At 62.8% G+C, this 24,397-nt stretch carries 23 protein-coding genes; 11 read left to right on the top strand and 12 right to left on the bottom strand.

From position 1 onward, the window contains the following. Nucleotides 1-118 precede the first annotated feature (118 nt). From WJU18_RS18985 to WJU18_RS18935, 11 genes are all read left to right on the top strand, one after another. Nucleotides 119-586: a (2Fe-2S)-binding protein gene (locus WJU18_RS18985; RefSeq protein ID WP_423454765.1), complete on the top strand. Its 468-nt coding sequence runs from the start codon at nt 119-121 to the stop codon at nt 584-586. Continuing rightward, nucleotides 583-2,934 carry a molybdopterin cofactor-binding domain-containing protein gene (locus WJU18_RS18980; protein WP_423454763.1) on the top strand — a complete coding sequence of 784 codons (2,352 nt, stop codon included), beginning with the start codon at nt 583-585 and terminating at the stop codon, nt 2,932-2,934. Before WJU18_RS18985 ends, WJU18_RS18980 begins: the two co-directional genes overlap by 4 nt. A 91-nt stretch (nt 2,935-3,025) precedes the next feature. Further along, on the top strand, nt 3,026-4,711 hold the full coding sequence (locus WJU18_RS18975) for a PQQ-dependent dehydrogenase, methanol/ethanol family (protein ID WP_423454761.1): 1,686 nt from the start codon (nt 3,026-3,028) through the stop codon (nt 4,709-4,711). A 74-nt stretch (nt 4,712-4,785) separates the two neighbouring features. Beyond that, entirely contained in the window at nt 4,786-5,145 is a 360-nt protein-coding gene (locus WJU18_RS18970) for a c-type cytochrome (RefSeq protein ID WP_423454759.1), read from the top strand. 2 nt (nt 5,146-5,147) lie between these two features. After that, a complete protein-coding gene (gene modA, locus WJU18_RS18965) occupies nt 5,148-5,945 on the top strand; it encodes a molybdate ABC transporter substrate-binding protein (protein WP_423454757.1) in 798 nt (265 codons plus the stop codon). A 132-nt stretch (nt 5,946-6,077) separates the two neighbouring features. Then, nucleotides 6,078-6,833: an ABC transporter ATP-binding protein gene (locus WJU18_RS18960; RefSeq protein WP_423454755.1), complete on the top strand. Its 756-nt coding sequence runs from the start codon at nt 6,078-6,080 to the stop codon at nt 6,831-6,833. Further along, nucleotides 6,830-7,828: a PQQ-dependent catabolism-associated beta-propeller protein gene (locus WJU18_RS18955; RefSeq protein ID WP_423454753.1), complete on the top strand. Its 999-nt coding sequence runs from the start codon at nt 6,830-6,832 to the stop codon at nt 7,826-7,828. The genes WJU18_RS18960 and WJU18_RS18955 overlap by 4 nt, the downstream gene beginning before the upstream one ends. Before the next feature lie 3 nt (nt 7,829-7,831). Then, nucleotides 7,832-9,007, top strand: coding sequence for an ABC transporter substrate-binding protein (locus WJU18_RS18950; RefSeq protein WP_423454751.1), 1,176 nt, complete (start codon nt 7,832-7,834; stop codon nt 9,005-9,007). Nucleotides 9,008-9,014: 7 nt separating this feature from the next. Beyond that, on the top strand, nt 9,015-9,857 hold the full coding sequence (locus WJU18_RS18945; RefSeq protein ID WP_423454749.1) for an ABC transporter permease: 843 nt from the start codon (nt 9,015-9,017) through the stop codon (nt 9,855-9,857). Next, complete coding sequence (locus WJU18_RS18940; RefSeq protein ID WP_423454747.1) at nt 9,854-10,837, top strand: tripartite tricarboxylate transporter substrate binding protein; 984 nt, start codon at nt 9,854-9,856, stop codon at nt 10,835-10,837. Before WJU18_RS18945 ends, WJU18_RS18940 begins: the two co-directional genes overlap by 4 nt. Nucleotides 10,838-10,985: 148 nt before the next feature. Next, a complete protein-coding gene (locus WJU18_RS18935; protein ID WP_423461040.1) occupies nt 10,986-13,136 on the top strand; it encodes a TonB-dependent receptor family protein in 2,151 nt (716 codons plus the stop codon). Between the two features lie 4 nt (nt 13,137-13,140). Here WJU18_RS18935 and WJU18_RS18930 read toward each other — a convergent pair whose 3' ends face one another. The 12 genes from WJU18_RS18930 to WJU18_RS18875 form a co-directional block, all read right to left on the bottom strand. After that, complete coding sequence (locus tag WJU18_RS18930; RefSeq protein ID WP_423454745.1) at nt 13,141-13,749, bottom strand: class I SAM-dependent methyltransferase; 609 nt, start codon at nt 13,747-13,749, stop codon at nt 13,141-13,143. A gap of 159 nt (nt 13,750-13,908) precedes the next feature. Then, nucleotides 13,909-14,559 (bottom strand): 3-isopropylmalate dehydratase small subunit, encoded by a 651-nt coding sequence (gene leuD / locus WJU18_RS18925; RefSeq protein WP_423454743.1) that lies wholly within the window; start codon nt 14,557-14,559, stop codon nt 13,909-13,911. Next, entirely contained in the window at nt 14,556-15,488 is a 933-nt protein-coding gene (locus WJU18_RS18920; protein ID WP_423454741.1) for a ketopantoate reductase family protein, read from the bottom strand. Before WJU18_RS18920 ends, leuD begins: the two co-directional genes overlap by 4 nt. A gap of 15 nt (nt 15,489-15,503) precedes the next feature. Then, the gene (locus tag WJU18_RS18915; RefSeq protein WP_423454739.1) at nt 15,504-16,673 is read right to left on the bottom strand and encodes a mandelate racemase/muconate lactonizing enzyme family protein; all 1,170 of its coding nucleotides are present in this window, start codon (nt 16,671-16,673) and stop codon (nt 15,504-15,506) included. A 51-nt stretch (nt 16,674-16,724) separates the two neighbouring features. Further along, nucleotides 16,725-18,173 carry a 3-isopropylmalate dehydratase large subunit gene (leuC, locus tag WJU18_RS18910; RefSeq protein ID WP_423454738.1) on the bottom strand — a complete coding sequence of 483 codons (1,449 nt, stop codon included), beginning with the start codon at nt 18,171-18,173 and terminating at the stop codon, nt 16,725-16,727. Between the two features lie 18 nt (nt 18,174-18,191). Next, nucleotides 18,192-19,190 (bottom strand): Bug family tripartite tricarboxylate transporter substrate binding protein, encoded by a 999-nt coding sequence (locus tag WJU18_RS18905; RefSeq protein WP_423454736.1) that lies wholly within the window; start codon nt 19,188-19,190, stop codon nt 18,192-18,194. A 47-nt stretch (nt 19,191-19,237) separates the two neighbouring features. After that, entirely contained in the window at nt 19,238-20,422 is a 1,185-nt protein-coding gene (locus WJU18_RS18900) for an alpha/beta hydrolase (RefSeq protein WP_423454735.1), read from the bottom strand. Continuing rightward, on the bottom strand, nt 20,419-20,958 hold the full coding sequence (locus WJU18_RS18895) for a VOC family protein (RefSeq protein WP_423454733.1): 540 nt from the start codon (nt 20,956-20,958) through the stop codon (nt 20,419-20,421). The genes WJU18_RS18900 and WJU18_RS18895 overlap by 4 nt, the downstream gene beginning before the upstream one ends. Before the next feature lie 52 nt (nt 20,959-21,010). Then, a complete protein-coding gene (locus WJU18_RS18890; RefSeq protein WP_423454732.1) occupies nt 21,011-21,724 on the bottom strand; it encodes an ABC transporter ATP-binding protein in 714 nt (237 codons plus the stop codon). Then, the gene (locus WJU18_RS18885; RefSeq protein ID WP_423454730.1) at nt 21,717-22,514 is read right to left on the bottom strand and encodes an ABC transporter ATP-binding protein; all 798 of its coding nucleotides are present in this window, start codon (nt 22,512-22,514) and stop codon (nt 21,717-21,719) included. The genes WJU18_RS18890 and WJU18_RS18885 overlap by 8 nt, the downstream gene beginning before the upstream one ends. Next, a complete protein-coding gene (locus tag WJU18_RS18880) occupies nt 22,514-23,506 on the bottom strand; it encodes a branched-chain amino acid ABC transporter permease (RefSeq protein ID WP_423454728.1) in 993 nt (330 codons plus the stop codon). Before WJU18_RS18880 ends, WJU18_RS18885 begins: the two co-directional genes overlap by 1 nt. Beyond that, nucleotides 23,503-24,387 (bottom strand): branched-chain amino acid ABC transporter permease, encoded by an 885-nt coding sequence (locus WJU18_RS18875; protein WP_423454726.1) that lies wholly within the window; start codon nt 24,385-24,387, stop codon nt 23,503-23,505. The genes WJU18_RS18880 and WJU18_RS18875 overlap by 4 nt, the downstream gene beginning before the upstream one ends. Between the last annotated feature and the right edge of the window lie 10 nt (nt 24,388-24,397).

The following is a 24,397-nucleotide window of genomic DNA, read 5'->3' as shown; positions in this document are numbered from 1 at the left end:
TTGGACTTCGTTACGAATGGGATCAATGATGTCGCGGGCAGCTCAGCAAGATTTACTAATCATGCATAAAATGAGTTAGCCAAAAAAATTTAGCCAACGATGGAAAAGCGAGGATGACATGGTGAGCCTGGAAGTTAATGGCCGCAAAGTCGAAGTCGATGTTCCGCCCGAAATGCCCTTGTTATGGGCATTGCGCGACGAACTCGGCATGGTGGGAACCAAGTTCGGCTGCGGTGCCGGGCTATGTGGCTCATGTACCGTGCATCTGGGGGACAGCGCCGTACGCTCTTGCGTCACGCCGGTTTCCGAGGCTGCCGGCAAAGCCGTGACGACCATCGAGCACATCGAGACCCAGGCCTTGGGTGCCGCGGTACAAGCCGCCTGGGAGAGTGCCAACGTACCGCAATGCGGCTACTGCCAGGGCGGACAGGTGATGTCTGCCGTGGCCTTGCTCAAAAGCGTTCCCAACCCGACCGATGACGACATCGACAGCGCGATGAGCGGGAACATTTGCCGATGCGGAACATATACGCGCATACGAGCGGCTATCAAACAAGTAGCGGCACAACGGGGAGGCAAAGCATGAGCTCCGTCCTCGACACGCCACTGCCATCGTCTTCTGACTCTTCCGCCCAGGATTCCGGGCTTTCCCGCCGCCAGTGGCTCAAGAGCGCAGGCGCCACTGGGCTGGTGCTTGCGATAGGCCAGTCCGGCGAAGTTTTCGCTCAAACGGCTGCTGCGGCGCCACCGCCGCCACCCAAGTACGGTGGAGACCGCATGCCTGGCGGCGTGGTGGACAACCCCCTCATATTTGTGTCCATCGCGGCCGATGGCGTGGTCTCCGTGATCTGCCACCGCTCCGAGATGGGGCAGGGCGTCCGGACCAGCTTCCCCATCGTGGTGGCCGAAGAGCTTGAGGCCGATCTCAAGCGCGTGAAAGTGGTTCAGGCCCCTGGCGACGAAGCCCGCTACGGGAACCAGAATACCGACGGCTCGCGCAGCCTCCGGCATTCCACCGAGCCTCTTCGCCGTGTAGGCGCCGCCGCAAGAGCCATGCTGGAGGCCGCTGCGGCAGCGCGCTGGAATGTGCCTGCGAGCGAGGTTCACGCGCGCAATCATGAGCTGGTGCACGCACCGAGCGGCCGCAAGCTGGGCTTTGGTGAAGTGGCCGTCGCGGCGGCTGCATTGCCTGTTCCGCCACGCGAGAGCCTCAAGCTGAAGAACACTTCGGACTTCCGCTACATCGGCAAGGTCAACGCGCCGTTGATCGACGGCGCGGATATCGTCCGGGGCCGTGCGAAGTTCGGGATTGACACGCGCCTGGATGGCATGGTCTATGCGGTAGTCGCCCGGCCTCCCGTGGTGGGCGGCAGCTTGAAGACCTACGACGCATCCAAGACGCTGCGGGTTCCTGGCGTGATTCGCGTGGTGGAAATTCCCACTACCGCGCTGCCTGCCAATTTCCACCCCCTCGGTGGTATTGCGGTGGTCGCCAAGAATACGTGGTCAGCCATCAAGGGGCGCGAGGCGCTGGTGGTCGAGTGGAATGCAGGCACGGCAAACGGTAGCTACGATTCCGAAGCCTACAAGGCCACTCTGGAAGCATCTGCCCGCAAGCCTGCCAAGCCGGTGAGAAGCGAAGGCGATGCCGCTGCGGCCTTGAAAGGGGCCGCGCGGAAGGTCGAGGCCGAGTATTACCTGCCCCACCTTGCGCACGCGACCATGGAGCCGCTGGTCGCGACGGCACGTATTGTCGACGGCAAGTGCGAAGTCTGGGCACCTGTTCAGGCACCGCAAGGTACCCGCGATCTCGTGGCTGCGAAGCTGGGGCTGAAGTCCGATCAGGTCACGGTCCACGTCACCTTACTGGGTGGTGGTTTCGGCCGCAAATCGAAGCCCGATTTCGTGGCAGAGGCCGCGCTGGTGTCCAAGGCCATGGATGGCAAACCCGTCAAGTTGCAGTGGACCCGCGACGACGATATCCAGCACGACTACTACCACGCAGTGGCTCTGGAGCACATGGAAGCTGCTTTGGATGCCAACGGCAAGCCTACTGCGTGGCTGCACCGTTCGGCGGCGCCATCGATTGCCTCGACATTCAATGCCGCGGCCAAAACACTGGGCGCCAATGAAATGGGCATGACGGCGATCAACGTGCCGTTCCAGATCCCCAACATCAGCATCGAGACGCCGGAGGCCATCGCGCATACCCGCATTGGCTGGTTCCGCTCCGTCTACAACATCCCGCATGCGTTCGCGGTGCAATCCTTCGTGGCAGAGCTTGCGTCCGCGGCAGGGCGTGATCCGAAGGACTATCTGCTGGAGCTCATTGGGCCCGCTCGCCGCATCGATCCCCGGACCTTCTCCGATCAATCGAACTACGGGGAGGATCCCACCCGTTATCCGATCGATACCGGTCGCATGCGCCGCGTGGTCGAAATGGCTGCGGCTGGCGCGAAGTGGGGGCGCAAGTTGCCGAAGGGCAGAGGCCTTGGGATTGCAGTGGCCTATTCATTCGTGACCTACTCGGCCACAGCCATTGAGGTGGAGGTGGATCCAAAGGATGGCTTGCGCATCGTGGGCGTGGACATCGCGATTGACTGCGGCCCGCAGGTCAATACCGAACGCATTCGCTCGCAGGTGGAGGGCGCTGTCATCATGGGCTTGGGACTGGCCAAGTATGGCGAGATCACCTTCAAGAATGGCATTGCGCAGCAGAGCAACTTCCACGACTACGCAGTTCTGAGACAGAACGAATCTCCGCGCGAAATCCGTGTGCACCTGGCGCCGTCCGACTACTCGGTCGCGCAGGGCGGTGTAGGCGAGCCAGGCCTCCCCGCTGTGGCACCAGCGCTCTGCAACGCGATTTTTGCCGCCACGGGCAAGCGCATCCGACGCCTGCCCATTCGAGATCAACTCGATTCAGCGGCCTGAGAACGCCCATAAGCTCTTAAACAAAGAGACCAAGCAGTATTCCCTCGCGAGCGGCATTCGCCGCTTCGCACATCCACCACCGGAGACGTTAATGAAGCGAAGTGTTTTGAGCACATTGGTTGCAGGACTCGCCCTGGGCGCTGTTCTGAGCGCGCAGGCGCAAACCGCGGAGGATCTCAAGAGCGATGGCGCCAATCCTGACAATGTGTTGACCTACGGTATGGGGTATGGCCAGCAGCGCTACTCCAAACTGGACACGATCAACAAGGACAACGTCAAGAAGCTGGCGCCCGCATGGGCCCTGTCGCTTGAGAATGACTATGGCGAACAGGCGCAGCCGCTGGTCTATAACGGCGTCATGTATGTTTCCGACGCGAAATGGACCGTCGCGATCAATGCGGTCACGGGCAAGCAGATCTGGCGCACTCCCGTGGACTTCGACCCTGATACGCCCCGCGTGGTGTGCTGCGGTGTGTCCAGCAAAGGCGTTGCCCTTTACAACGGGCTCGTGATCCGCGGTACGCTCGATGCCTATATCGTGGCGCTCGACCAGAAAACGGGTAAGGAAGTCTGGAAGACCAAGGTCATCAACTGGAAGGATGGCTACTCGATCACGGGTGCGCCCGTGGTGGCCAACGGTGTCGTGATCACGGGTGTTTCGGGTGCTGAGTTCGGCATTCGCGGCTTCATTGCCGGCTACGATCCTGCCACGGGCAAGGCTTTGTGGCGCCGCTACACCACGGCTGCTCCTGGCGAAGCAGGTGGCGACACCTGGAAGGTCAACGATGCCTACAAGAACGGTGGCGGTAGCACGTGGGTGACTGGCTCCTACGATCCCGACCTGGATCTGGTTTACTGGGGCACCGGCAACGCAGGCCCCTGGAACCCGAACTATCGCGGCGGCGACAGCTTGTATACAGCTTCGGTGATCGCGGTGCGTCCGAAGACAGGCGAGCTGGTGTGGCACTACCAGTTCACGCCGAACGATATGTTCGACTTTGACGCGGTGTCCGAGCTCATCCTGGGTGACATCAATGTGGACGGGAAGCCGCGCAAGACTGTGATGCAGCTGAACCGCAACGGTTTCGCCTATGTGCTGGACCGCGCGGACGGCAAGCTGCTGGCGGCCAATCCCTATGACCGCGTCAACTGGGCCAGCAAAGTGGACCTCGCCACAGGGCGCCCGGTGGAGTCCGCGGTAGCCGCCAAACTGCGCTCCGGCGAGACCGACACGATCTGGCCGAACATCCTTGGCGCCAAGAACTGGCAACACGCCGCGTTCGACCCGAACACGGGATTGCTGTATGCCAACACGATCCACATGAAGACCACCTACAAGCTGCAACCGCTGACTCAGCCGTTCAAGCCTGGTGACCGGTGGATGGGCGTGCAGGACACCAAGCACGAGTTCGAGCCAGGCGAGCCTCATGGCTATATGTCGGCCATCGATCCCATGACTGGCAAGCCCAAGTGGCAAGTGCCGCTGAACGATCACGCCAACTGGAGCTCCATGCTGGTGACCAAGAGCGGCTTGCTGTTCACGGGGCGCCACACGGGTGAGCTCATTGCATTGGATTCATCCAATGGCAAGCAGCTCTGGCAGTTCCAGACCAGCTCCGGTATCAACGCCAGCCCGATTACCTGGAGCCACAACGGCCGTCAGTATGTGACGGTGCTGTCGGGTTTCGGTGGTCTCGGACGCCGTTTTGTCGGGGCCGCTGCAGCGAATGTGCCTAACGGCGGTTCCGTCTGGACTTTCGCTCTGCCGCAAGAGTAAGTTTTTTTGACATGGCTGGCGCGGCCTGTTCCTGGCGCGCCGGCCGCATTTGATTTTCCGAAAGGATTCCAGCAGTGTTCTCTTCCAGATTTCAATCGCGTTATCTGCGCGGCGCCGTCGCCCTGGCTATCTGTGTAGCCTCGGCGAGCGCCATGGCGGACGATGACGATGCGCCTCCCACGTTTACGCCTGAGCAAATTGCCGCAGGTGCGAAGTTGTTCAAGGACAACTGCGCGGTTTGCCATGGCGAGCGTATGGTGGATCCTGGGGGTGGCTTCTTCGACCTGCGCACCTTTCCCCCAGCCCAGCGTTCGCGGTTCATGAATTCCGTCAGCAACGGCAAGAACAGCATGCCACCCTGGAAGAGCGTGCTGTCGCAAGAGCAGATTGGTAATCTCTTTGCCTATGTCGTGGCCGGTGAGAAAGGAAAGTAAGGATGGAGTGGAGTGATTTCCGTACTTCTTCGCGCCTCAAGCGGATCCCGCTTGCGCTGTGCATTGCAGCGTGTGCATGGGTGGCGCCCAGCGCCTACGCGGGTCCTGGTGAGTTGACCGTCGTGACCGTGGGTCCGGTCAAGGACGCCCTCGCGGATGCCATCGCCAAATACAAATCCGAAACAGGCGAAACCGTGGCGGTCATCGATGCCGGCCGTTCTCAATTGAAGGCCAAGGTGCACGGCGCGGAGCACCCCGATCTGGTCATTGCTTCCCAGGAAGAGATGGACGGGCTGGAAAAGGGCGGTCAGACTCAAACCGCCACGCGCGCTCCCTTGGGCCGTGCAGGGCTGGCCGTGGCCATGCGCCAGGGCGTGAAAGCCCCGGATCTCTCCAGCGCGGACGCGTTGAAGAAGGTGTTGACGAGTGCCAAGTCGCTCTCGTATGCCGACCCCGAGGAGAATCCGGCAGGTGTGCAAGCTGGCGAAGTGGTTGAAAAACTCGGGCTGACGGCCGTTGTGAAGCCCAAGCTCCAGTTGGGATCTGGCAGCAATCCGGTGTCCGCCGTGGGGTTTGGCGACGTTGAAGTCGGCCTCTATCCAACGCCTTTGATCTTGAGTGCCAAGGATGCCCAGGTGGCAGCCCCGCTGCCAGCGGATCTGCAGAAGTGGACGCGTTACGATGGTGCGCTGATTTCGGGGGCTCCCAACGAGATCGAAGCCAAACGCCTGCTGGGCTATCTCAGCGGAGCAGGGGCCAAGGCAGCTTTTGCCGCTCGCGGGTTTGAGGCCGCCCAATAGCCGTTCCGATTGCTGGCGTTTCCTGGTTCAGAGGCGTCGCACTGGTACGAAACTTGCTGATGAGAGCCATGTTCTCATCTGCTGTAATTCGCTGGTGCCGCGCATCTCTGCGGACACCAGTTAAGGATCGGTGTGGTCACACTTTCGATTAATGGCATCTCCAAGCAATATGGAGCGCGGAAAGCGCTGAACGGTGTTTCGTTCGATTTGCGGGCGGGCCAGTTTTGCGCCCTGTTGGGGCCGAACGGCGCCGGCAAGTCCACGCTCTTTCAATTGCTTACGGGGTTGTTCGTTCCCGATGAAGGCACGATCACGGTCAATGCCGTGAGCCTTCAGGCATCGCCAGCCAAGGCCCTGGCAAGCATCGGCGTGGTGTTTCAGCAGCAAGCACTTGATCTGGATTTGACGGTGCGGCGCAATCTGCAGTTCCATGCCGATCTGCATGGCTTGAATCGCGCCACCGCGAAGGAGCGCATCGCGTCAGACAGCGAAGCTCTCGGCCTGACCGCTGATCTGGACCGTCCGACACGCGAGCTGTCCGGCGGCACCCGGCGCAAGGTGGAGTTGGTGCGCGCTCTGCTGCACCGGCCGAACCTGCTGCTGATGGATGAGGCCACCGTCGGGCTGGACCCCAAGTCACGCAAAGATCTCCTCGGCGCTGTGCGCCGCGATGTTCAGCAGCGCGGCACTTGCGTGCTCTGGGCCACGCATTGGGTCGAAGAGGCCGATACCGCCGATCGGGTCATCATGCTGCATGGCGGGCGGATGGTCGCAGACGGCACCCCGGCAGAGGTGACGCTGGCCTTGGGGCACTCCACACTGGAACAAGGCTTTATCGCCAGTACGGCCGCTGGGCCAATTCCTGACAAGAAGGCATCTACATCATGAAAATAGAATCCGCGCGCCGTACCAAGTTTTCCTATCTCTGCGCCGCGCTCCTGTGCGCATCGCTGGCTCACGCCAACGCGGTGAATGCACAAGGGGTTGCATGGATCTCGAGCGAAAAAGACAACGCGATCACCATCGCTGATCTGAAAGGCCTCGCCGTCCAGGGCGTGATCCCCACGTGCAAGAGACCACGCCACATGCAATTGACGCCCGACGGCAAGCAGGTTCTGGTCGCCTGCAGCGATGAGCACGCCGCGGATGTGATCGATGTGGCGAGCCGCAAGTCCGTCGGCCGCATTCCTCTTGGCGAAGATCCAGAGATGTTCGATCTGTCGCCGGACGGAAAGACTCTCTACGTCTCCAATGAGGATGACGCCGCGTTGTCGGTGATCGACGTCGCCAGCGGCAAACGCCGTGCGGAGATCAAGGTCGGCAAGGAGCCCGAAGGTGTCCGTGCTTCGCCCGACGGGAAGACTGTTTATGTCACCTCGGAGATCGCCAGCATGGTTCACGTCGTGGACGTGGCGAGCGGCAAGATCATCAAGAACATTCCCGTCGGCAAGCGTCCCCGCCGCCTGGTGCTGACGCCCGATGGCAGTGAGCTGTGGGTGACCAACGAGCTGGGTGCCAGCATCAGCGTGATCTCGACCAAGGACCAGAAAGTCATCGCTACGATCAACTTCAGCATCAAGGGTGCGCGCGCGACCGACATCACGCCGGTCGGGTTGGTCATGTCGCGCGACGGAAAGCGTGCTTTCGTGGCCTTGGGCCGGGCGAGCCACGTTGCCTTCGTGGATACGGCCAAGCGCGAGGTGACGAATCTCGTGCTGGCGGGCAAGCGTGCCTGGAACCTTGCCCTTACCAAGGACGAGTCCCGCCTGTGGGTGGTCAATGGTTTGTCGGACGACGTGACGGTGGTGGACGTCGCTGGCGCCAAAGCCGTCAAGACCATTCCGGTGGGCCGCGTCCCGCACAGCGTGGTGATACTGGACTGAGCCATGCGCCTGAAAAGCCCGAATCTTCGAGCTGCCTTCCTGGCGGGCGCCTTGCTGTCGCTGGGGTTGCCGGCCCTTTCGGCAAGCTGGAAAGTCACTCTGATCGAGCAGGCCGGCCAGCCGGATCTGGAGCGGACACGCCGCGAGCGCGCTTACCTGGGGCATCCGGGCGGATCGGCTTCGGACGGCGTTGCGCTTGGTTTCGAGGATGCCAAGTTCGAACTCGACGCGGCGCAGATGTCGCTCAGTCTCAAAACCGAGAGCGCATCCAGCCCGGAAGCGGCTCGGCAAGCCGCACAGAAAGCCGTTCAAGCGGGGGCGCCCGTGCTGTTGGTCAATCTGCCCGCGGCTTGGGTTCCAGGCGTTGCCGAGGCCGTCAAAGTACCCGTGCTGAATATCGGCGCGAGTGCGGATGCGCTGCGGGAGCGTGATTGCCGCTCCAATCTCTATCACGTGATTCCAAGCGAACGCATGCGGGCCGACGCCCTGGCGCAGGCGCTTGTGGGCCGGAAATGGAGCCAAATCCTGCTCCTGACCGGGCCCAGCGCGGACGACGCCCTTCGCAGCCAGGTGGCGCAAGCCGCGATCAAGCGGTACGGCTTGAAGCTGGTGGCCAACAAACCCTTCAAACTCTCCGCGGACCCACGTGAGCGCGCGCTGGCCAACACGGCCTTGCTCACCGGCAACATGTCCTACGATGCCGTATGGGTGGTCGATAGCGACGGTGAATTCGCGCGCTCGCTTCCCTACAACACGGCCAGCGCCCGCCCGGTCGTCGGCGACGGCGGCATGTTTGCCCTGGCATGGCAATCCCAGTTCGAGCGTTTTGGCGCGCCTCAGCTTTCGCGCCGCTTCTTTCAGGAAGCCAAAAGGCCCATGACGGATCGCGACTGGGCCGCCTGGATGGGCGGAGCCGCCGTGGCAGCGGCGTCCATTGCGCAACCGAAGGTGGACCCCGCCGCGCTGGCCAAGGCCTTTGCAGCCCTCGATCTCGATGGCTCCAAGGGCGTGAGCATGCAGTTCCGGCCCTGGGATCGTCAACTGAGGCAACCCATGCTGCTGACCGATGGTCAAGGCGTGATCGCCACCATGCCCATGGACGGCATGCTGCATCCGCGCAATGTCCTCGACACCCTGGGTGCCGACGAGGGCGAGAAACTCTGCAAGCCGAAGAGCTGACATCAACATGAGTTCCGATCAACTGCATTCGTCCCGCGCCGGGCACATGCTGCAAGCGCTCCGGGCTATCGTTTCCCGCGAGCTGTTCAAGTTCCTGCGCCAGCACGGCAGGTTGGCTTCCGCGCTGGTGCGCCCGCTGTTGTGGCTGGCCGTTTTCGCGGCTGGCTTTCACAGCGTGTTTGGTGTGTCCATCGTCGAGCCCTATGACACCTATGTGTCCTACGACGTCTATATCGTGCCCGGCCTCGTGGGCATGGTGCTGCTGTTCAACGGCATGCAGTCGTCGCTCGCCATGGTCTACGACAGGGAGATGGGCCTGATGCGCCTGCTCCTGACGGCGCCGCTGCCGCGCTGGTGGGTGCTCGCATGTAAATTGATGTCCACTGCGGTGCTGTCGCTGCTGCAGGCTCTCGCATTCGTGATCGTCGCCGCATTGATCGGCACCAGCTTGCCCTGGATTGGCCCCCAGACCCTGCACGTGCTGGTGGCGACCGTGTCCGCGGCGTTGATGCTGGGTGCGCTTGGCTTGCTGCTCAGCGTGCATATCAAGCAACTCGAAAACTTCGCGGGCACCATGAACTTCGTGATCTTCCCGATGTACTTCATGTCCACCGCGCTTTATCCCTTGTGGAAGCTGGAGGAGTCCGGCGCGCAATGGGTCTATCAGGTGGCGCGCTTCAATCCTTTCACGCATGCCGTGGAGTGGATTCGTTTTGCTCTTTACGGCAAAGACCCGGGCATCTCGCCATGGATCGTGCTGGGCACGCTGGCCGTCTGCTTCGGCTTGGCCTGCTGGGGGTACGATCCGCAGCGAGGCTTTGGCGCGCTGGCCAAACGGGGTGGCGCATGAACGAGCGTCGTGGTTTTCTGACGCGCCGGACGATGCTGGCGGCCACTTTGGCCGCCGCATCCACGCCGGGCGCGGGGTACGCTCAAGAGCACTTTCCTTCGAAGCCCATTACCCTGATCGTGCCGTGGCCAGCGGGCGGTGCCACCGATGTCACGCTGCGCCTGCTGGCTGAGCTGGCCGGCCAGCGCCTGGGGCAGCGTATCGTGATCTACAACCGGCCCGGCGCCGGCGGCACCATGGCCATGCCGATGCTGCAGCATGCCTTGCCCGACGGCTATACGCTGGCGCAACTGCCTTTCCCCGTGTTGCGTGTGCCCTACCTGCAGAAGGTGGACTGGGATCCGATTCGCGATACCACGCCCATCATTCAGATTTCCGGGGTCACGTTCGGCGTGCTGGTGCCGGCGGCCAGTCCCTTCAAATCCTTCGATGATCTGCTCAAGTTCGCGGCGGCGCACCCGGGCGAGCTCACCATCTCGACCAACGGGCTGGGCACCACGCCTCATGTGGTGATGGATGAGGTGTTCGGGCGCCGGAACCTGCGCTACATCCATGTTCCTTACAAGGGTACGTCGGAGCAGATGGTTGCACTGGCTTCGGGCCAGTTGATGGTTGGTGTCAACTCGAACGGCTTCGCCCCCTATGTGGATGCGGGCCAGTTGCGCCTGCTGGTGACCTTCAGCGACACCCGCACCCGGCGCTGGCCCGATGTGCCGACGCTCAAGGAACTAGGCTTTGGCATCGTGGCCACCTCACCCTATGGGTTGGTTGGGCCGGCCGGCATGAACCCTCAAGTCCTGGCAGCGCTGCACAGCGCATTCAAGGCCGCGCTGTTCGATCCAGTGCATCTGCAGGAGCTGGCCAAGTTCGACCAGGAGCCCGCTTACCTGCCGCCCGAAGCCTATGCGGCCGCGCTGCGCGAAGCCTATGCCGCCGAGCGGCGCAGCGTCGAGCGGCAAGGGCTCGGCCGTGCGTCCTGAAGTTCTGAGAACCCGCACCGTCCCGCAGCGCGCGGGCCATGTTGAAAGAATCATGCAAAATTTTTTGTTGCCGGGCCGCCCCAAAACAAAAACACCCCCTTTGGGGCAGCGGACCACGCGAAGCGGGGAAGCGTGGGGGCTTTTTTTGTTGCCTCGAGCCTGGTGTTGGGGACCGGCTGTATGTGGCCTGCTGTGGTCCACGGCCGCTGTGGCCCAGGAGGATTCCGAGCGGGCCGCGTCACCGGATTCCCTCAATGCCGTCGTGGTGACCGCGACCAGGATCGATGCGCCGGGCTTCGATGTGCCTGCCTCCATCGACCGACTGGAGGGAGACGAGATCCGCGCTAACCGTGCGCAGGTCAATATCTCCGAGAGCTTGGCCGGCGTGCCAGGGTTGCAGGCGCGTGACCGGCAAAACTATGCCCAGGACGTGCAGCTCTCGTTGCGAGGCTTTGGCGCGCGTTCCACCTTCGGTATACGTGGCGTGCGCGTGTATGTCGATGGCATTCCTGCTACGCTGCCCGACGGCCAGGGACAGATATCCCATGTCAGCCTCGGATCGGTGGGGCACATGGAGGTGCTGCGGGGGCCATTTTCAGCGCTCTACGGCAATTCCTCTGGCGGTGTGATCCAGATTTTCACGGAAGAGGGCTCCGGGCCTCCGCGGCTGCGCTTCGACGCGGCGGCGGGTAGCGATGGCATGTCCCGTATTGGCGCAGTCGCCAGTGGGGAGCGCAACGGTATCGGCTATGTGGTGGAGGCCAGCCGCTTCCGTACCGATGGTTACCGTGAGCACAGCGCGACGGAGCGGGGCCTGGCCAACGCCAAGCTCACCGTGCGGCCTGATGACGACAGCAAACTGACACTGGTGGCCAGCCACATGTCATTGCCGCGTGCGCAGGATCCGCTGGGCCTGAGCCGGGCGCAGTTTGAGGCCAATCCACGCGGCGTAGACCCCGCGGCCATCAACTTCGATACCCGCAAGACCGTCGAGCAAACGCAAGCCGGCGTGACCTACGAGCGGCGCATCGACAGCGCCAATGCCTTCGCACTGACCACCTACGCGGGCACCCGCAGCACCACACAGTTCCAGTCCATTCCCGTGGCGACGCAAGGGAGCTCATTGCACCCCGGGGGTGTCATCGCACTGGACCGCGACTATCTGGGCGCCGATTTCCGCTTGACGCATCAAACGCAGTTGCTGGATGCGCCGCTCACGATCGTGGCCGGGTTGGCCTACGATGGCTTGAAGGAACATCGGCAGGGCTTTCTCAACTACACCGGCTCCGCTGCCGATCCCGTGTTGGGCGAGCTGGGCGCGCAGCGGCGCAATGAGCGCAATGATGTGTCCAACGCCGACCAATACCTGCAAGGGACATGGCAGCTCACGCCGAAGTTGAGCCTCAATGCAGGCTTGCGCCACAGCAAGGTGCGCTTCGACTCGCGCGACAACTATGTTGTCGGCACCAACCCGGACGACAGCGGCAAGGTGGACTACAGCGCTTATCTGCCGGTGTTTGGGGCACTTTACGCGCTGACGCCAGACCTTCACGTGTACGCGTCGGCCGGGCGCGGGTTCGAAACACCCACACTCAACGAGCTCGCTTACCGGCCCGCAGGCGGCACCGGCCTGAACTTCGCGCTGGGCGCTTCTAGCAGCACCAGCGTGGAAGTGGGGTTGAAGTCGCGTTCCCCGATCTGGGGTGAGGCGACCATCGCTGTATTCCAGACCAACACGCAGAACGAAATCGTCACGCAGACCAATAGCGGCGGGCGCACCACCTACCAGAACGCGGGCGCTACCAGGCGCACGGGTTTCGAGCTTGGTTGGAACAAGCGTTTCCCGCATGACTGGCAAGTGCAACTCGCCTACACGATGCTGAATGCGCGCTACCGCGATGCTTTCGCTACCTGCGCCGCCACGCCGTGCACCGTGCCCACAGCGGTGATTCCGGCAGGCAACCATATTCCCGGGCTGGCGCGGAACACGCTCGTGGCCGCGGTGAACTGGGCTCCCGCCAGAGGCTGGCGAGCCGGCGCTGAAATGCGTTACATAGGCCGTGTGTTCGTGAACGATGCCAATACCGATGCGGCATCGGGCTACACGGTCATGGCGGCCACGGTCGGCTATTTCACGCGCCTGGGTCCATGGACTCTCAATGGCTTTGTACGCGTTGACAACCTGTTCGCGCGCAAGTATGCCGGTTCCGTGATCGTGAACGAAGGCAACGGCCGTTACTTCGAGCCCGCTCCCGGCCGCACCTGGCTGGCGGGCTTATCTGCCACGCTGGAGTTCTGATACCTTACTCCGCATCCACGCTTTCCAGCGCAAACAGCGGCACTTCAGCCGAGCGGCTCAGCCATACGCCGCCGCCCATCTCGCGCATGGAAGCGCGGAGTCCGCGCCGGTAGAGGTCGGCGCGGTGGCGCAGGAGGCGAGGATCCGTCAACTCGTCGTCGATGATGTCGCGTTCATAGTCCTCGCGTGCCACGGCTTCGACATACAAGCCGCCGCGGCAAAGGCGTCCCAGGTTGTGCAAGGCCTGCTTCAGGTCGGCGGGATTCAGGTAGGGCAACACACCCTGGCAAATGACCAGATCGAACGGCTCATCGGCCCGGTAGTCCACCACCGAGCCGCGCTCCCAGCCGTAGCGCTCGCACAGGTACTCACTGTATTCCACGCCGTGGTAGCTGGCCTCTGGAAAGTGTTGCGCTACCGTTGATTGCCATAGACCGATCCCGCAGCCGACATCCAGCACGCGCTTGACCGGTACTCGCAGATAGCGCAGGTACGAGCAAACGAATGCGCCCAGCCGTTCGACATGCATCGGATCCACTACGCTGGTTTTTTTGTTGAAGTAGTAGCGCTGGTAGTACGCTTCATCAAACCACTGATCACTTGCAGATTGCACACATATTCCTTGAAACCGCCATGACCGGCCTGCGTATCGGCCAGAATCACCGAGACTGGACGGGACCAGCACGATTTGATGATCGTACACGGAATGCATCGGGGGCAACGCCCTGGCCCAGATGATGGCAATCAGGAGGTGATGGTCTTCCAGCTTAGATCATCCGGCGTGCTTCTCAAATAACCAGGGGCGGTACTGGCGACGCCAAGCTTCGTGCCGCTTGATGGTTTCGCGAAGTTCCAGCGTCGCGTCGATCTCATCAGAGCCTCGCAGCAGGCGTTGACGCCGCTCAGCGTCAACTGATAGAGGCAGGATTCGTCCCGAACATGTCGTCAGTCGTCGTTCGAGCAGATCGACTTCGATCCAATAGCCTGGAGTGCCATGAACTTCCTGGAACAGATCGTGGACGATGTTCTCCTCCAGCGCCAAGGGCAGTAGACCATTCCTGAAACAGTTGTTCGCAAAAATTTCCCCGAAGCTCGGTGCCAACAGAACACGGAAGCCGAACTGATCGAGTGCCCAGGGAGCGTGCTCGCGGCTGGAACCGCAACCGAAATTCCGCTGAGCCAGCAAGACCGAGGCGCCATGGTAGCGCGGCAGATTCAGTACGAAGCGAGGATTGAGCGGTCGCAAGGTGCAATCGACGCCTGGCTTCCCATAGTCGAGGTAACGCTGGCTATCGAATAAATGCTCTCCGAAGCCTGTTCGCTCGATCGACTTCATGAATTGCTTGGGCAAGATGGCATCCGTGTTGACGTTCTCGCCTTCCATAGGGGCCACAAGCCCTCGATGGGTCATAAACGCCCTCATACCAAGGCCTTTTTTTGTAACAATTTCTCCCGAGCCTTCACGAGTCTTGCCAGCGTTTCGTTCACAGGTGCGTCGATGCCGGCGAGGGCGCCATAGCGTGGAACTGCCCCATTGATGACGTCAATCTCCGATCGCCGACCAGCTTCCATATCCTGAAGGGCCGAAGGCTTCGCGGTTGGCATTCTGTCGCCAAAGGCCCAGGCATGTGCGACGGGATCCTGGACACTGATGCCCACACCCAGGGCGCGAGCAACACGCCAGGCCTCGGTCGCTGCCGCACGGCTGATCCGCGCCATGTCGGGGTCTTTCATGATCTGTCCTACAGTCATACCCGTGAGCGCGCACGGAGCGCTGTAAGCCACATTGCAGATCAGTTTCTCCCATTGCATGGTCTGAATATCGGACACTGCCTCCGCGTCGAACCCAGCCTCCCGCCAGACTCTCGCCACTTTCTCGATTGCCTGCGGTGCCAATGAACCATACGCACCCATACGCACGGCTTGCATGGCGTTGTGGTGTACGTGGCCCGGCGCCAGGACGGAGGCACCAAATCCACTGGCGATACCTACCGCGAGATGATTCGCGCCCACGGCGGACGCGACTGCATCGGCCGAGCCAAGCCCGTTCTGGATGGCCAGCACTATGGTTTGAGCGCTCAACATGGGCAAAGCGGCGTGTGCCGCAGTTTCTACATCATTGGCCTTGACGGCAAGGACGACCAGATCCATGGTTTCGCAGGGGGCCGACAAGAAGGCTCGTACGGATGCGCGCCGGTCACCAAGAGGGCCTTCCAGCCGCAGACCGCGAGTGTTGATCATCTGCACCCGTTCCTCGCCGCGATCGACCAACACCACGTCATTGCTCGACAGCGCCAACAGAGCTGCGTAAATGGAGCCCATCGCACCACCACCCACTACCGCGATTTTCATGGCTGGCTCCTGCGCTCAGAGGGCTAGAAGTTGGTTGATCCACGGCGCAAGCTCGGGCTTTTCTTCCAAGCCAAAGCCCGGCGCCTGTGTTGGAAAGGCACGCGCTTCATCTGCCATGCAGGCCACTGGGTAGCCGCCGAAGGGCTGGAATACGCCTGGGTAGACCTCGCAGCCGCCCAATCCCAGTCCCGTCACGATGTGGAGATTGATCAGGTGGCCGCCATGGGGGTGGATCTGCGATCTCCCGAAGCCGTTCGATTCCATCAACGCGATGGTCTTCAGGTATTCGGTCAATCCATAGCTCAGGCCGGCTTCCATCTGAAACACGTCCTTGCCAGGACGCATGCCTGCAAAGCGAAGCAGATTCTGGACATCGATACTGGAAAACAGGTTCTCTCCCGTCGCGATCGCGCCTGCATAGTGCTTGGCCAACTCCGCATTGGCACCGTAATCGAGAGGGTCGCCTACCTCCTCGTACCAACGCAGCCCCAATGGAGCGATGGCTTGGCCATAGAGAAGCGCGGTGGCGAGATCGAAGCGTCCGTTGACGTCGACCGCCAGGTGTGTTCCTTCATCCGCGATGTCCAGCGCGGCTTCGATGCGCCTCAAGTCTTCTTCGAGCGAGGCGCCACCGATCTTGATCTTGAAATCCCTGAAGCCGGCATCACGGTAGCCCCTCATCTCGTCGCGCAGACGCTGGAGCGAGTCGCCTGGGTAGTAATAGCCTCCTGCCGCATAGATTGGCACGGGTGCCGTTGGAAGAGGGTGGCCGATGTGGCGAGCGATCGTCGCGTAGGCCGGCTCTTCGCGCAGCTTGGCATTGATGTCCCAGATCGCCAGCTCGAGGGCTGCCACCGCCGAGGCGCGGTCACCATGGCCTCCGGGTTTTTCATTGCGCATGGCCGTTGCATGGACGGCGGCAGGATCGAAGGCACGGCCGCTTGCGTCAAGCAGGCTTTGCGGATCGGCCTGCAGGATGCGCGGTACGAAGCGCTCCCTGAGCAGGCCAGCCTGCGCGAAACGGCCGATCGAGTTGAAAGCGAGGCCGGTGACCGGGCGGCCATGGCGCACCACGTCCGTTGTGACTGCGACCAGGGAAACGTTGTGCTCCGAGAAGTTCACCAGGGCGTTCGCGATGTCGCCCTTCAGAGGGACGGAGATGTCACGGATGTCGACAATGCGCATGAGAGCTTTCTTGATGGTTGAGGAGTCGCCAGGCGAGGGGAGATATCCCGGTCAGGCCTGTTCGCGGATGTCGACGAAATGGCCAGCCACGGCCGCGGCTGCCGCCATCGCAGGGCTGACGAGATGGGTGCGTCCGCCGACGCCTTGCCTGTCCTCGAAATTGCGGTTGGACGTCGATGCACACCGCTCGCCTGGAGCAAGGACGTCGTCGTTCATTCCGACGCACATGGAGCAACCTGCATCGCGCCACTCGAAGCCCGCTGCTCGGAAAATCCGATCCAGGCCTTCATGCTCTGCCTGCTGTTTGACCAGTCCGGAGCCGGGGACGACCAAGGCTCGGCGGACGGAGGGAGCGATGTGGCGGCCATCGAGCATACGGGCAGCCGCACGCAGATCCTCGATGCGGCTGTTGGTACAGGATCCAATGAAGATCACCTGCGGGTGAATCTCCTGCATGGGCGTACCTGGCACGAGTGCCATGTACTGCAGAGCTCGTGTCATCGCCGTACGCTTGGCAAGGTCCGGCACAAGTGCCGGGTCGGGTACATGGCCATCAACCGGCTGCGCCATGTCAGGGCTGGTCCCCCAGGTCACCATGGGCGCAAGGCTGCAGGCATCCATCACCAGCTCAGCGTCAAACCGGGCACCTGAGTCCGATTGGAGCAGGCGCCAATGCCGAACAGCTTCATCCCACCGTTCCCCGTGGGGTGCCCATGGCCGATCGCGCAGATAGGCGAGCGTGATGTCGTCGAATTCGACCAGTCCGCACCGCGCACCCGCTTCGATGGCCAGGTTGCACAGTGTCATGCGTCCTTCCACCGAAAGCGCCTGGACCGCCGATCCTGCGTACTCGATCGCATAGCCCGTCGCGCCGGCCGTGCCGACGTGTTCGATGAGCGCCAAGGCCATGTCCTTGGCCGTCACTCCCTTCGGCAGCGCACCGTCGAAGCGCACGCGCATGTTGCGCGGCTTGTAGGCGCACAGGGTCTGGGTTGCCAGCACGTGCTCCACTTCGGAGGTTCCTATGCCAAAGGCGACCGCGGCCAGCGCTCCGTGCGTGCTGGTATGGCTGTCGCCGCAGACGATGGTCATGCCGGGCAGGGAGGCTCCTTGCTCGGGCCCGATCACGTGGACGATGCCTTGCCGGGCGTCCTGCAGCTCGTACAGCGGAATGGCGAAGGAGCGGCAGTTGCTGCTCAGCGTCTCTATCTGCAGTCTCGCGACCGGATCGCGGATCGGCGCTTCCCGGGCCTGGGTAGGCACGCTGTGGTCGGGCACGGCCAGATTGGACCCGGTGCGCCAGGGCTTGCGTCGCGCGGCTCGCAGGCCGGCAAAAGCCTGCGGGCTTGTCGCCTCGTGCAGCAGATGCCTGTCGATGTAGAGCAGCGACGAGCCATCCGCATAGGCGTGGACGACGTGTTCGTTCCATACCTTGTCGAACAGCGTATGTGGCGCTGCATCCAAGTCCTGCCCTGGTGCGGGGCTGATGCCTGCGGTCATGGATATGCCAGCTCCGGTTTACTCCGGCTTGATGCCCAACTGCTCGAACGTACGGGCCCAATGCGCATATTCCTTTCGGATCTCCGCATCGCAGCCCTGCGGCGTGGATTCCTGGAGAGTGGACCCTTGGGCGGCAAAGCGTTGTTTGACCCCCGGCTCGGCTACCGCCTGGTTCATCGCGCGATTGAGCTTCTCGATGACGGGTGCCGGAATACCGGCCGGTGCAATCAGCGCATACCAGAGCGACAGCTGAAACGATGGCCATCCCGATTCCGCGATGGTGGGTACGTCAGGTAGACCTGCGAATCTTCTGGGGCTTGTCACCGCCAAGGCGCGCACCTTGCCTGCCTGCACTTGCGGCAGTGTGGTCTGCGGGGGGTCGAACAGTATCTGGATCTGGCCGCTGACCAGATCGGCCATGGCAGGCGCGTTGCCCTTGTAGGGGACGTGTGTCAGTTCGATACCGGCTTCGCGCGCGAACATCGCCGCAGCAAGGTAAGCCGAGTTGCCGATGCCGCTCGATCCATAGTTCAGCTTGCCCGGGTTGGCCTTGGCGTCGGCTACCAGTTGCTGCAAGCTCCGCGCAGGTGAGCTGCTGCCGACATCGAGCACCAGGGGCGTGTCGCCGAAGCAGGCCAGGTAGCTGAAGTCTTTCAGCGGTTTGTACGACAGGTTCTTGTGCTGATGCGGCACCAGCGCAAGAGGAGAGAGACCGGATATCGCTACCGTGTAGCCGTCCGCGGACGCGCGGGCCAATTGCGCGTGCGCGATCACACCTGAGGCGCCGGGTATGTTCTCCACCACGACCGGTTGGCCCAGCGACGGCTCCATCAGCTTCGCGAGATTCCGGGCTACGATATCCAGGGTGCCTCCCGCCGAATAGGGAACAAGCATCTTGATGGGGCGCGAGGGGTATTCCTGCGCCGTCGCGGACAAGCAAAGCGCCGTGCCTGCCGCCAGCAATAAGCCGTGCCGCGCGGCGGCCAGGAGCGTATCGGGGAACTTGTATCGAATCATTCCAAAATCCTCATGCAAGGAGCGCGCCGCCATGCGGCGCGGAGCACTCAATCCGCGAAGCCGCGCGCGCCCAGCCAGTCCAGCGTGATCCCCGCTGCCTGGCGCAGGTGATCCGGTTGTCCGACGAAGTAGTGCGTCGCGCCCTGGAGTACTGCCATGGTCTTGTCTTTCGCGGGAACGTTGTCGAACACCCGGCGAACGTGGGGTTGGGGCACCGCGTCGTCCGCGCTGTGTTCAAGGGCCAGGAATGGCACCGTCAGTGACTGGGCGGACACTTCGCCGTTGGCTTGCGTATCGTCAGGTGACCATTGCGACAACCAGGAACGCAAGGTTGAAAACCGCGCGATACCGACCGGCCCGTTGTTCACGGTTTCCGGCACACCCATGAAGCAAGTCCCGATCGGGCGGTCGTTCGGGTCGATGGCCGGGTCGAGAAAGCGTGGATCGGCCATGGTCCGGTGCGTCACGAAGCCCCGCTCCACTTCCCTGCCGCCTTGGCGCCGGAAGCGCTCCAGGGTCTCCTTCACCCAGGCCGTACGCCGGCGCAGCCGCGCCCACTGCGCTGCTCTGTACCGCGTGATGAACTCCGCGGTATAAGGCGGCTTGCACTCGGGCCCGTAAAGGTCCAGTGAGGGGTCTTTCCGGTCCGGATCGTTTTCGTCGAGCACGGAGGGGTCGATCCACTCGGCCAGCATCTGAGCCCGGCCGGTGTGGGCGGCCTGGAAAACCACGGCATCCGCGGGCAGCAAGCCGGCTGCCTTGATATTGCACGGATCTCCGGCGGCCGTCTTTTCCAGAGTGGGGCGCTCCGCCTGGGACTGGTAGAACAGGGCCAACGACCCTCCGCCCGACCAGCCCATCAACACGACATGCCGGTATTTCCAGGCTTCCTTGGCATGGCGGATATAGGCACCCAGATCCACCGCCACGTTCTCCATGATCAGCGCGCTGTCATTGCGCTGGTAGCGGCTGCCGCAGCACAGCACATGCGCTCCCTGGCGAGCCAGCTCGCGTGGCACGGGCAGCAACTGAAGCGTGGAGGCAGGGTGCATGAAGACCAGCAAAGTATCCGAGTCACGGCCCGCAGGACGGAAGCGAATACCTTCCAGGTTGACCGTGCCCTGAGTACCCACAAAGCCGTAGACTTCCTTGAAGGAACTGGTCTCGGCCAGGCTCAGATGCACCCACTCCGCCTGTACTTCCCAGGCTTTGGTCTGGCCTGCGGCGCTCATGCGGCTCTCCCGGGCTGGCCTGCACGGCGGGCGATCTTCTCCTGCGTCCAGGCATCGCAGGCCGGCCGGGCTTCGAGGCGATAGCGCCGCTGGTCTTCGTCGCTTGCGGTGTCCGTGGTTAGTTCCAGGCGCACGCCGTTCGGATCGAAGAAATAGATGGAACTCACGAATCCGTCATGGTCCACCGGGCCGAGCACCTCGATACCGGCCTTCTCAAGCTCTCGCTTGGCCTGTTCCACTGCGGCCACGGAGTCGACCTTCAGCGCCAGGTGCTGCGCCCAGCGTGGCGTATTGGGCGAGGGGATGGGGGTGGTATCGTCACCGAGATCGAAAAACGCGATGCAGCTGCCATCGCTCATTTCGAAGAAGATATGAACGTAAGGGCTGTATTCGCCGGTGCTCGGTATACGCTCCGCGCGCACCATATGCACCAGCGGCAGGCCCAGAATGTCCTCGTAGAAATGGCGGGTCTCCTCCGCGTCCCGGCAGCGGTACGCGAAGTGATGTAGACCCCGGAGAGGGGTAGAGACTGGCATGATGTCCTTTCGTGGATGAAATCGAGTTGGAGGGTCGGGGAGTGTCTCTGTCTTAGCCCGGTGCCAGATAGAGTTGAGAGAGGTCGGGCCTTTCAGCCAGGCGTGCCGATTCGGCGGCGCAGACAATGCGGCCTTTCACCAGCACGTAGGCGCGCTCGCTGTGCCTTAGCGCGATGTCGAGCTTTTGCTCCACCAGCAGCATCGTGAGCCCGGACCGGCGCAAGGTGTGAAGCACCGTGAGGATCTGTTCCACCACCTTGGGCGCCAGGCCCAGAAACGGCTCATCGAGCAGGAGCAGGCGTGGCGAGGACATCAACGCGCGCCCGATGGCGACCATCTGCTGCTCGCCGCCGGACAGTGTTCCCGCGGCCTGGATGCGTCGCTCCGCCAACCTTGGAAACAGTTCGTAGACGAACTCTAGCCGCTCCTGCAGCGCACCCTGGCTTCGTCCCTTGAGCCGCAGGCTGCCGAGCAGCAGGTTGTCATGTACGGACATGGGCGCGAACACGTGCCTGCCTTCGGGCACCAGCGCTAACCCATGAGACACGATATGGTGGCTGCGCATGCGCGTCAGCTCCCTGCCGTCGAATACGGCACGGCCTTCGCACCACGAAAGCGTGCCGGTCAAGGCCGCCATCAGCGTGGACTTGCCCGCCCCGTTGGGGCCGAGCAAGGCGACGGTCTCACCACGCGCCACGCGGAGTCCCACGCCGTGCAGAACGGGCACCGCACCATGGCCGCCACGCAAATCGTCAACTTCAAGCACGAGTCAGCCCTCCCAGATCGCCAAGGTAGGCAGCCGCCACCGCCGCGTCGCTGCGGATCTGCTCAGGGGTGCCTTCAGCAATCTTTCTGCCGAAGTTCAACACCACGATGCGTTCCACCGTCGACATCACCAGGCGCATGTCGTGTTCGATCAGCAGCACGGCAATGCCCTTGGCCGCAATGCCGCGAATGATTTCGCACAGCCGGTCGCATTCCGCCGGCGTCAGGCCCGCGGCTGGTTCGTCGAGCAGCACCAGGCGGGGGCGGGCGGCGAGGCAGCGCGCTATCTCCAGCAGGCGCCCCTGTCCGAAGGAGAGCGTGGAGACATCGGCATTCTTCGCGTCGCCGAGTCCCACGAATTCCAGCAACTCGCCGGCATGCGAGGCGGCCTCTGCCTCTGCCCGGGCGCTTTCGTCTACCAGGAAGACTTGCCGCCACAACGCGTTCTTCATGCGAAGGTGCATGCCCACCATCACGTTTTCAGCCATGGTCATGCCGGCAAAAGGCCGGTTATGCTGAAACGTACGCGCAATGCCCAGGCGCGCGACGCGATGCGGCGGCAGGCCATTCATGCGCGTTCCGGCGAAGGCCAGGGTGCCGGACGAGGGGCCGAGGGCGCCCGCGATCAGATTGAACGTGGTGGACTTGCCAGCCCCGTTGGGCCCGATCACACCCACGATTTCACCAGCATGCACCGTGAGGTCCAGATCATCGACCGCCTGCAGGCCGCCGAAGCGCCGTCCGAGACCGCGTACCTGCAGCAACTCTGCTCCCTTATTGATTGCACTCATCACCGTGTCCTCCCGGCACGCAGGCGCTGCCAGATGCCTGCCAGCCCGCGTGGTTCCAGGAGCATGATCAGGACCACGGCCATACCGAAGACCAGTGCGTGGTAGTGACCGATCAGGGGCGACAGGATCAACGGCAGCAGGTACACCAGCACGGCCCCTGCGATCGCTCCCCATTGCCGGCCCACGCCACCGATGACCACTGCGAACAGCAACTGGAATGCATACTCGATGTCGAAGGCTGCGGGATTCACATTGCGGTCCACGAAGGCATAGCACATTCCTGCCAGGGCAGCGAATACGCCTGTCAGCACGAAAGCCGCGACCTTGGTGCGAACGACGTCGATGCCCATGGCGGCGGCCGCCGCCGGGTCATCGCGTACGGCCCGGCATGAGCGGCCGAAATCTCCGCGGTCCAGGCGGCGCAGCACGGCGAAGGTGGTCACCAGCACGGTCACCAGGAGCGTGGTCAACAGGGGGCCTTCTAGCCTCAGTCCCAACACGCTGGGGGCAGGGTAGTTGGCCAGGCCGTTGGCACCACCGGTGAGGGTGCCTCCTTCGTTGAGCAGCATGGTCACGAGCTGCGCCAGCGCCAGCGTGGCCAGCGCCAGGTAGAAGCCGTGCAGGCGGGTGGCTGGAATGGCCACCGCCAGAGCCACCGTGCAGCAGAGTATCAGCGCACCCGCGACCGCGACGGGAAACGGCCAGCCTGCTTGCGTCCAGAGAATCACCACGGCATAAGCGCCAAGCCCATAGAAGCTGAAGTGCGAGAAAGCCAATTGCCCCGCAATGCCGAACAGGAAGTTGAATCCCAGTGCCATGGCGATCCACAGAAGCAATTTTCGGTAGACGTCGGTCTGGTAGGTGCCCAGTGGCAGCGTGACTGCCACCAGGAGCACGATGGCCAGCAGATAGGCCAACGCCTTCGATGGGCGGAATGGCCTGGCCTGCGTGGAATGGGCGAGCGCCGGCGTCTGGATTTGCGGTGCTTTCATGCATGCCCCTGGCGCTTGCCGGTGAGTCCTTCTGGCTTGAACAGCAGGAAGATGATCAACACGACGAGCGGCACTCCCAGGCTCAGACCGGCGGCAACCGGAACGTAGCGCACGGTAAGCTGCTCGGCAAACGCCAGCACCAGGCCTCCGAACAGTGCGCCTGACACGCGCTGAGCACCTCCGATCACTAGCGCGGTGAAGCCCTGGATGGCCAGCGGCAGGCCCATGAGGTAATGGGCCGAAGTCATCGGGGCCACCAGCAGGCCGGCCAGCCCCGCCACCATCGCGGCGCCCGCAAAGGACAAGGAGGTCACCCGGGCCAGATGAATGCCCATCAGCGCCGCCGCCCGGCGATTGAGCGCGACTGCGGAGAAGCTTTTCCCCGTGAGGCTTCGCTCGAAGAACACCCATGCCGCGCCGAAGACGGCCAGGGTGGTGCAGATGATGAACAGGCTTTGCGTCGAGCCACCCACAGGACCCAGCTCAAAGCGGCCGAAGCCCAGTCCAGGCGGGACGCTGTAGGGATCCGGGCCGAAGGCCAGCGAAAGCAGCTCCCGCATGACAACCAGCAGGCCCAGCAGCACCAGCACGGCAGCCAGAGGCGGTGCCTGGCGCAGGATCAGCGGGTGAACCAGCAGCCTCTCGGTCAGCCAACCGGCGCAGAACATGACGGCAAGCACGAGAGCCATGCCAACCGCGTAGGGCAGGGACAGCACCGAGAACGCCACATACCCCGCGAAGGCGCCAAGCGCCGCCCATTCGCCTACCGCGAAATTGATGATGCCTGTCGGCCGGGCGACAAGCAGGTAGGCCAATGCGACGAGGGCGTAGATGCATCCGCTCGCGGTCGCACTGACCATCAGTTCCAGAAAATCCTGCATGGTTCGCCGC

Origin of the sequence: Ottowia sp. VDI28 (assembly GCF_049532675.1) — a bacterium.
Classification (GTDB): domain Bacteria; phylum Pseudomonadota; class Gammaproteobacteria; order Burkholderiales; family Burkholderiaceae_C; genus Ottowia.
This window is presented reverse-complemented; position numbering and strand designations above follow the sequence as displayed.

Coding starts and splice junctions, on each gene's coding strand:
- WJU18_RS18875 (WP_423454726.1), bottom strand. CDS start 24,387: ATGCAGGATTTTCTGGAACTGATGGTCAGTGCGACCGCGAGCGGATGC.
- WJU18_RS18905 (WP_423454736.1), bottom strand. CDS start 19,190: ATGATTCGATACAAGTTCCCCGATACGCTCCTGGCCGCCGCGCGGCAC.
- WJU18_RS18975 (WP_423454761.1), top strand. CDS start 3,026: ATGAAGCGAAGTGTTTTGAGCACATTGGTTGCAGGACTCGCCCTGGGC.
- WJU18_RS18950 (WP_423454751.1), top strand. CDS start 7,832: ATGCGCCTGAAAAGCCCGAATCTTCGAGCTGCCTTCCTGGCGGGCGCC.
- WJU18_RS18940 (WP_423454747.1), top strand. CDS start 9,854: ATGAACGAGCGTCGTGGTTTTCTGACGCGCCGGACGATGCTGGCGGCC.
- WJU18_RS18980 (WP_423454763.1), top strand. CDS start 583: ATGAGCTCCGTCCTCGACACGCCACTGCCATCGTCTTCTGACTCTTCC.
- WJU18_RS18880 (WP_423454728.1), bottom strand. CDS start 23,506: ATGAAAGCACCGCAAATCCAGACGCCGGCGCTCGCCCATTCCACGCAG.
- WJU18_RS18895 (WP_423454733.1), bottom strand. CDS start 20,958: ATGCCAGTCTCTACCCCTCTCCGGGGTCTACATCACTTCGCGTACCGC.
- leuD (WP_423454743.1), bottom strand. CDS start 14,559: ATGAGGGCGTTTATGACCCATCGAGGGCTTGTGGCCCCTATGGAAGGC.
- modA (WP_423454757.1), top strand. CDS start 5,148: ATGGAGTGGAGTGATTTCCGTACTTCTTCGCGCCTCAAGCGGATCCCG.
- WJU18_RS18920 (WP_423454741.1), bottom strand. CDS start 15,488: ATGAAAATCGCGGTAGTGGGTGGTGGTGCGATGGGCTCCATTTACGCA.
- WJU18_RS18915 (WP_423454739.1), bottom strand. CDS start 16,673: ATGCGCATTGTCGACATCCGTGACATCTCCGTCCCTCTGAAGGGCGAC.
- WJU18_RS18900 (WP_423454735.1), bottom strand. CDS start 20,422: ATGAGCGCCGCAGGCCAGACCAAAGCCTGGGAAGTACAGGCGGAGTGG.
- leuC (WP_423454738.1), bottom strand. CDS start 18,173: ATGACCGCAGGCATCAGCCCCGCACCAGGGCAGGACTTGGATGCAGCG.
- WJU18_RS18885 (WP_423454730.1), bottom strand. CDS start 22,514: ATGAGTGCAATCAATAAGGGAGCAGAGTTGCTGCAGGTACGCGGTCTC.
- WJU18_RS18945 (WP_423454749.1), top strand. CDS start 9,015: ATGAGTTCCGATCAACTGCATTCGTCCCGCGCCGGGCACATGCTGCAA.
- WJU18_RS18985 (WP_423454765.1), top strand. CDS start 119: ATGGTGAGCCTGGAAGTTAATGGCCGCAAAGTCGAAGTCGATGTTCCG.
- WJU18_RS18955 (WP_423454753.1), top strand. CDS start 6,830: ATGAAAATAGAATCCGCGCGCCGTACCAAGTTTTCCTATCTCTGCGCC.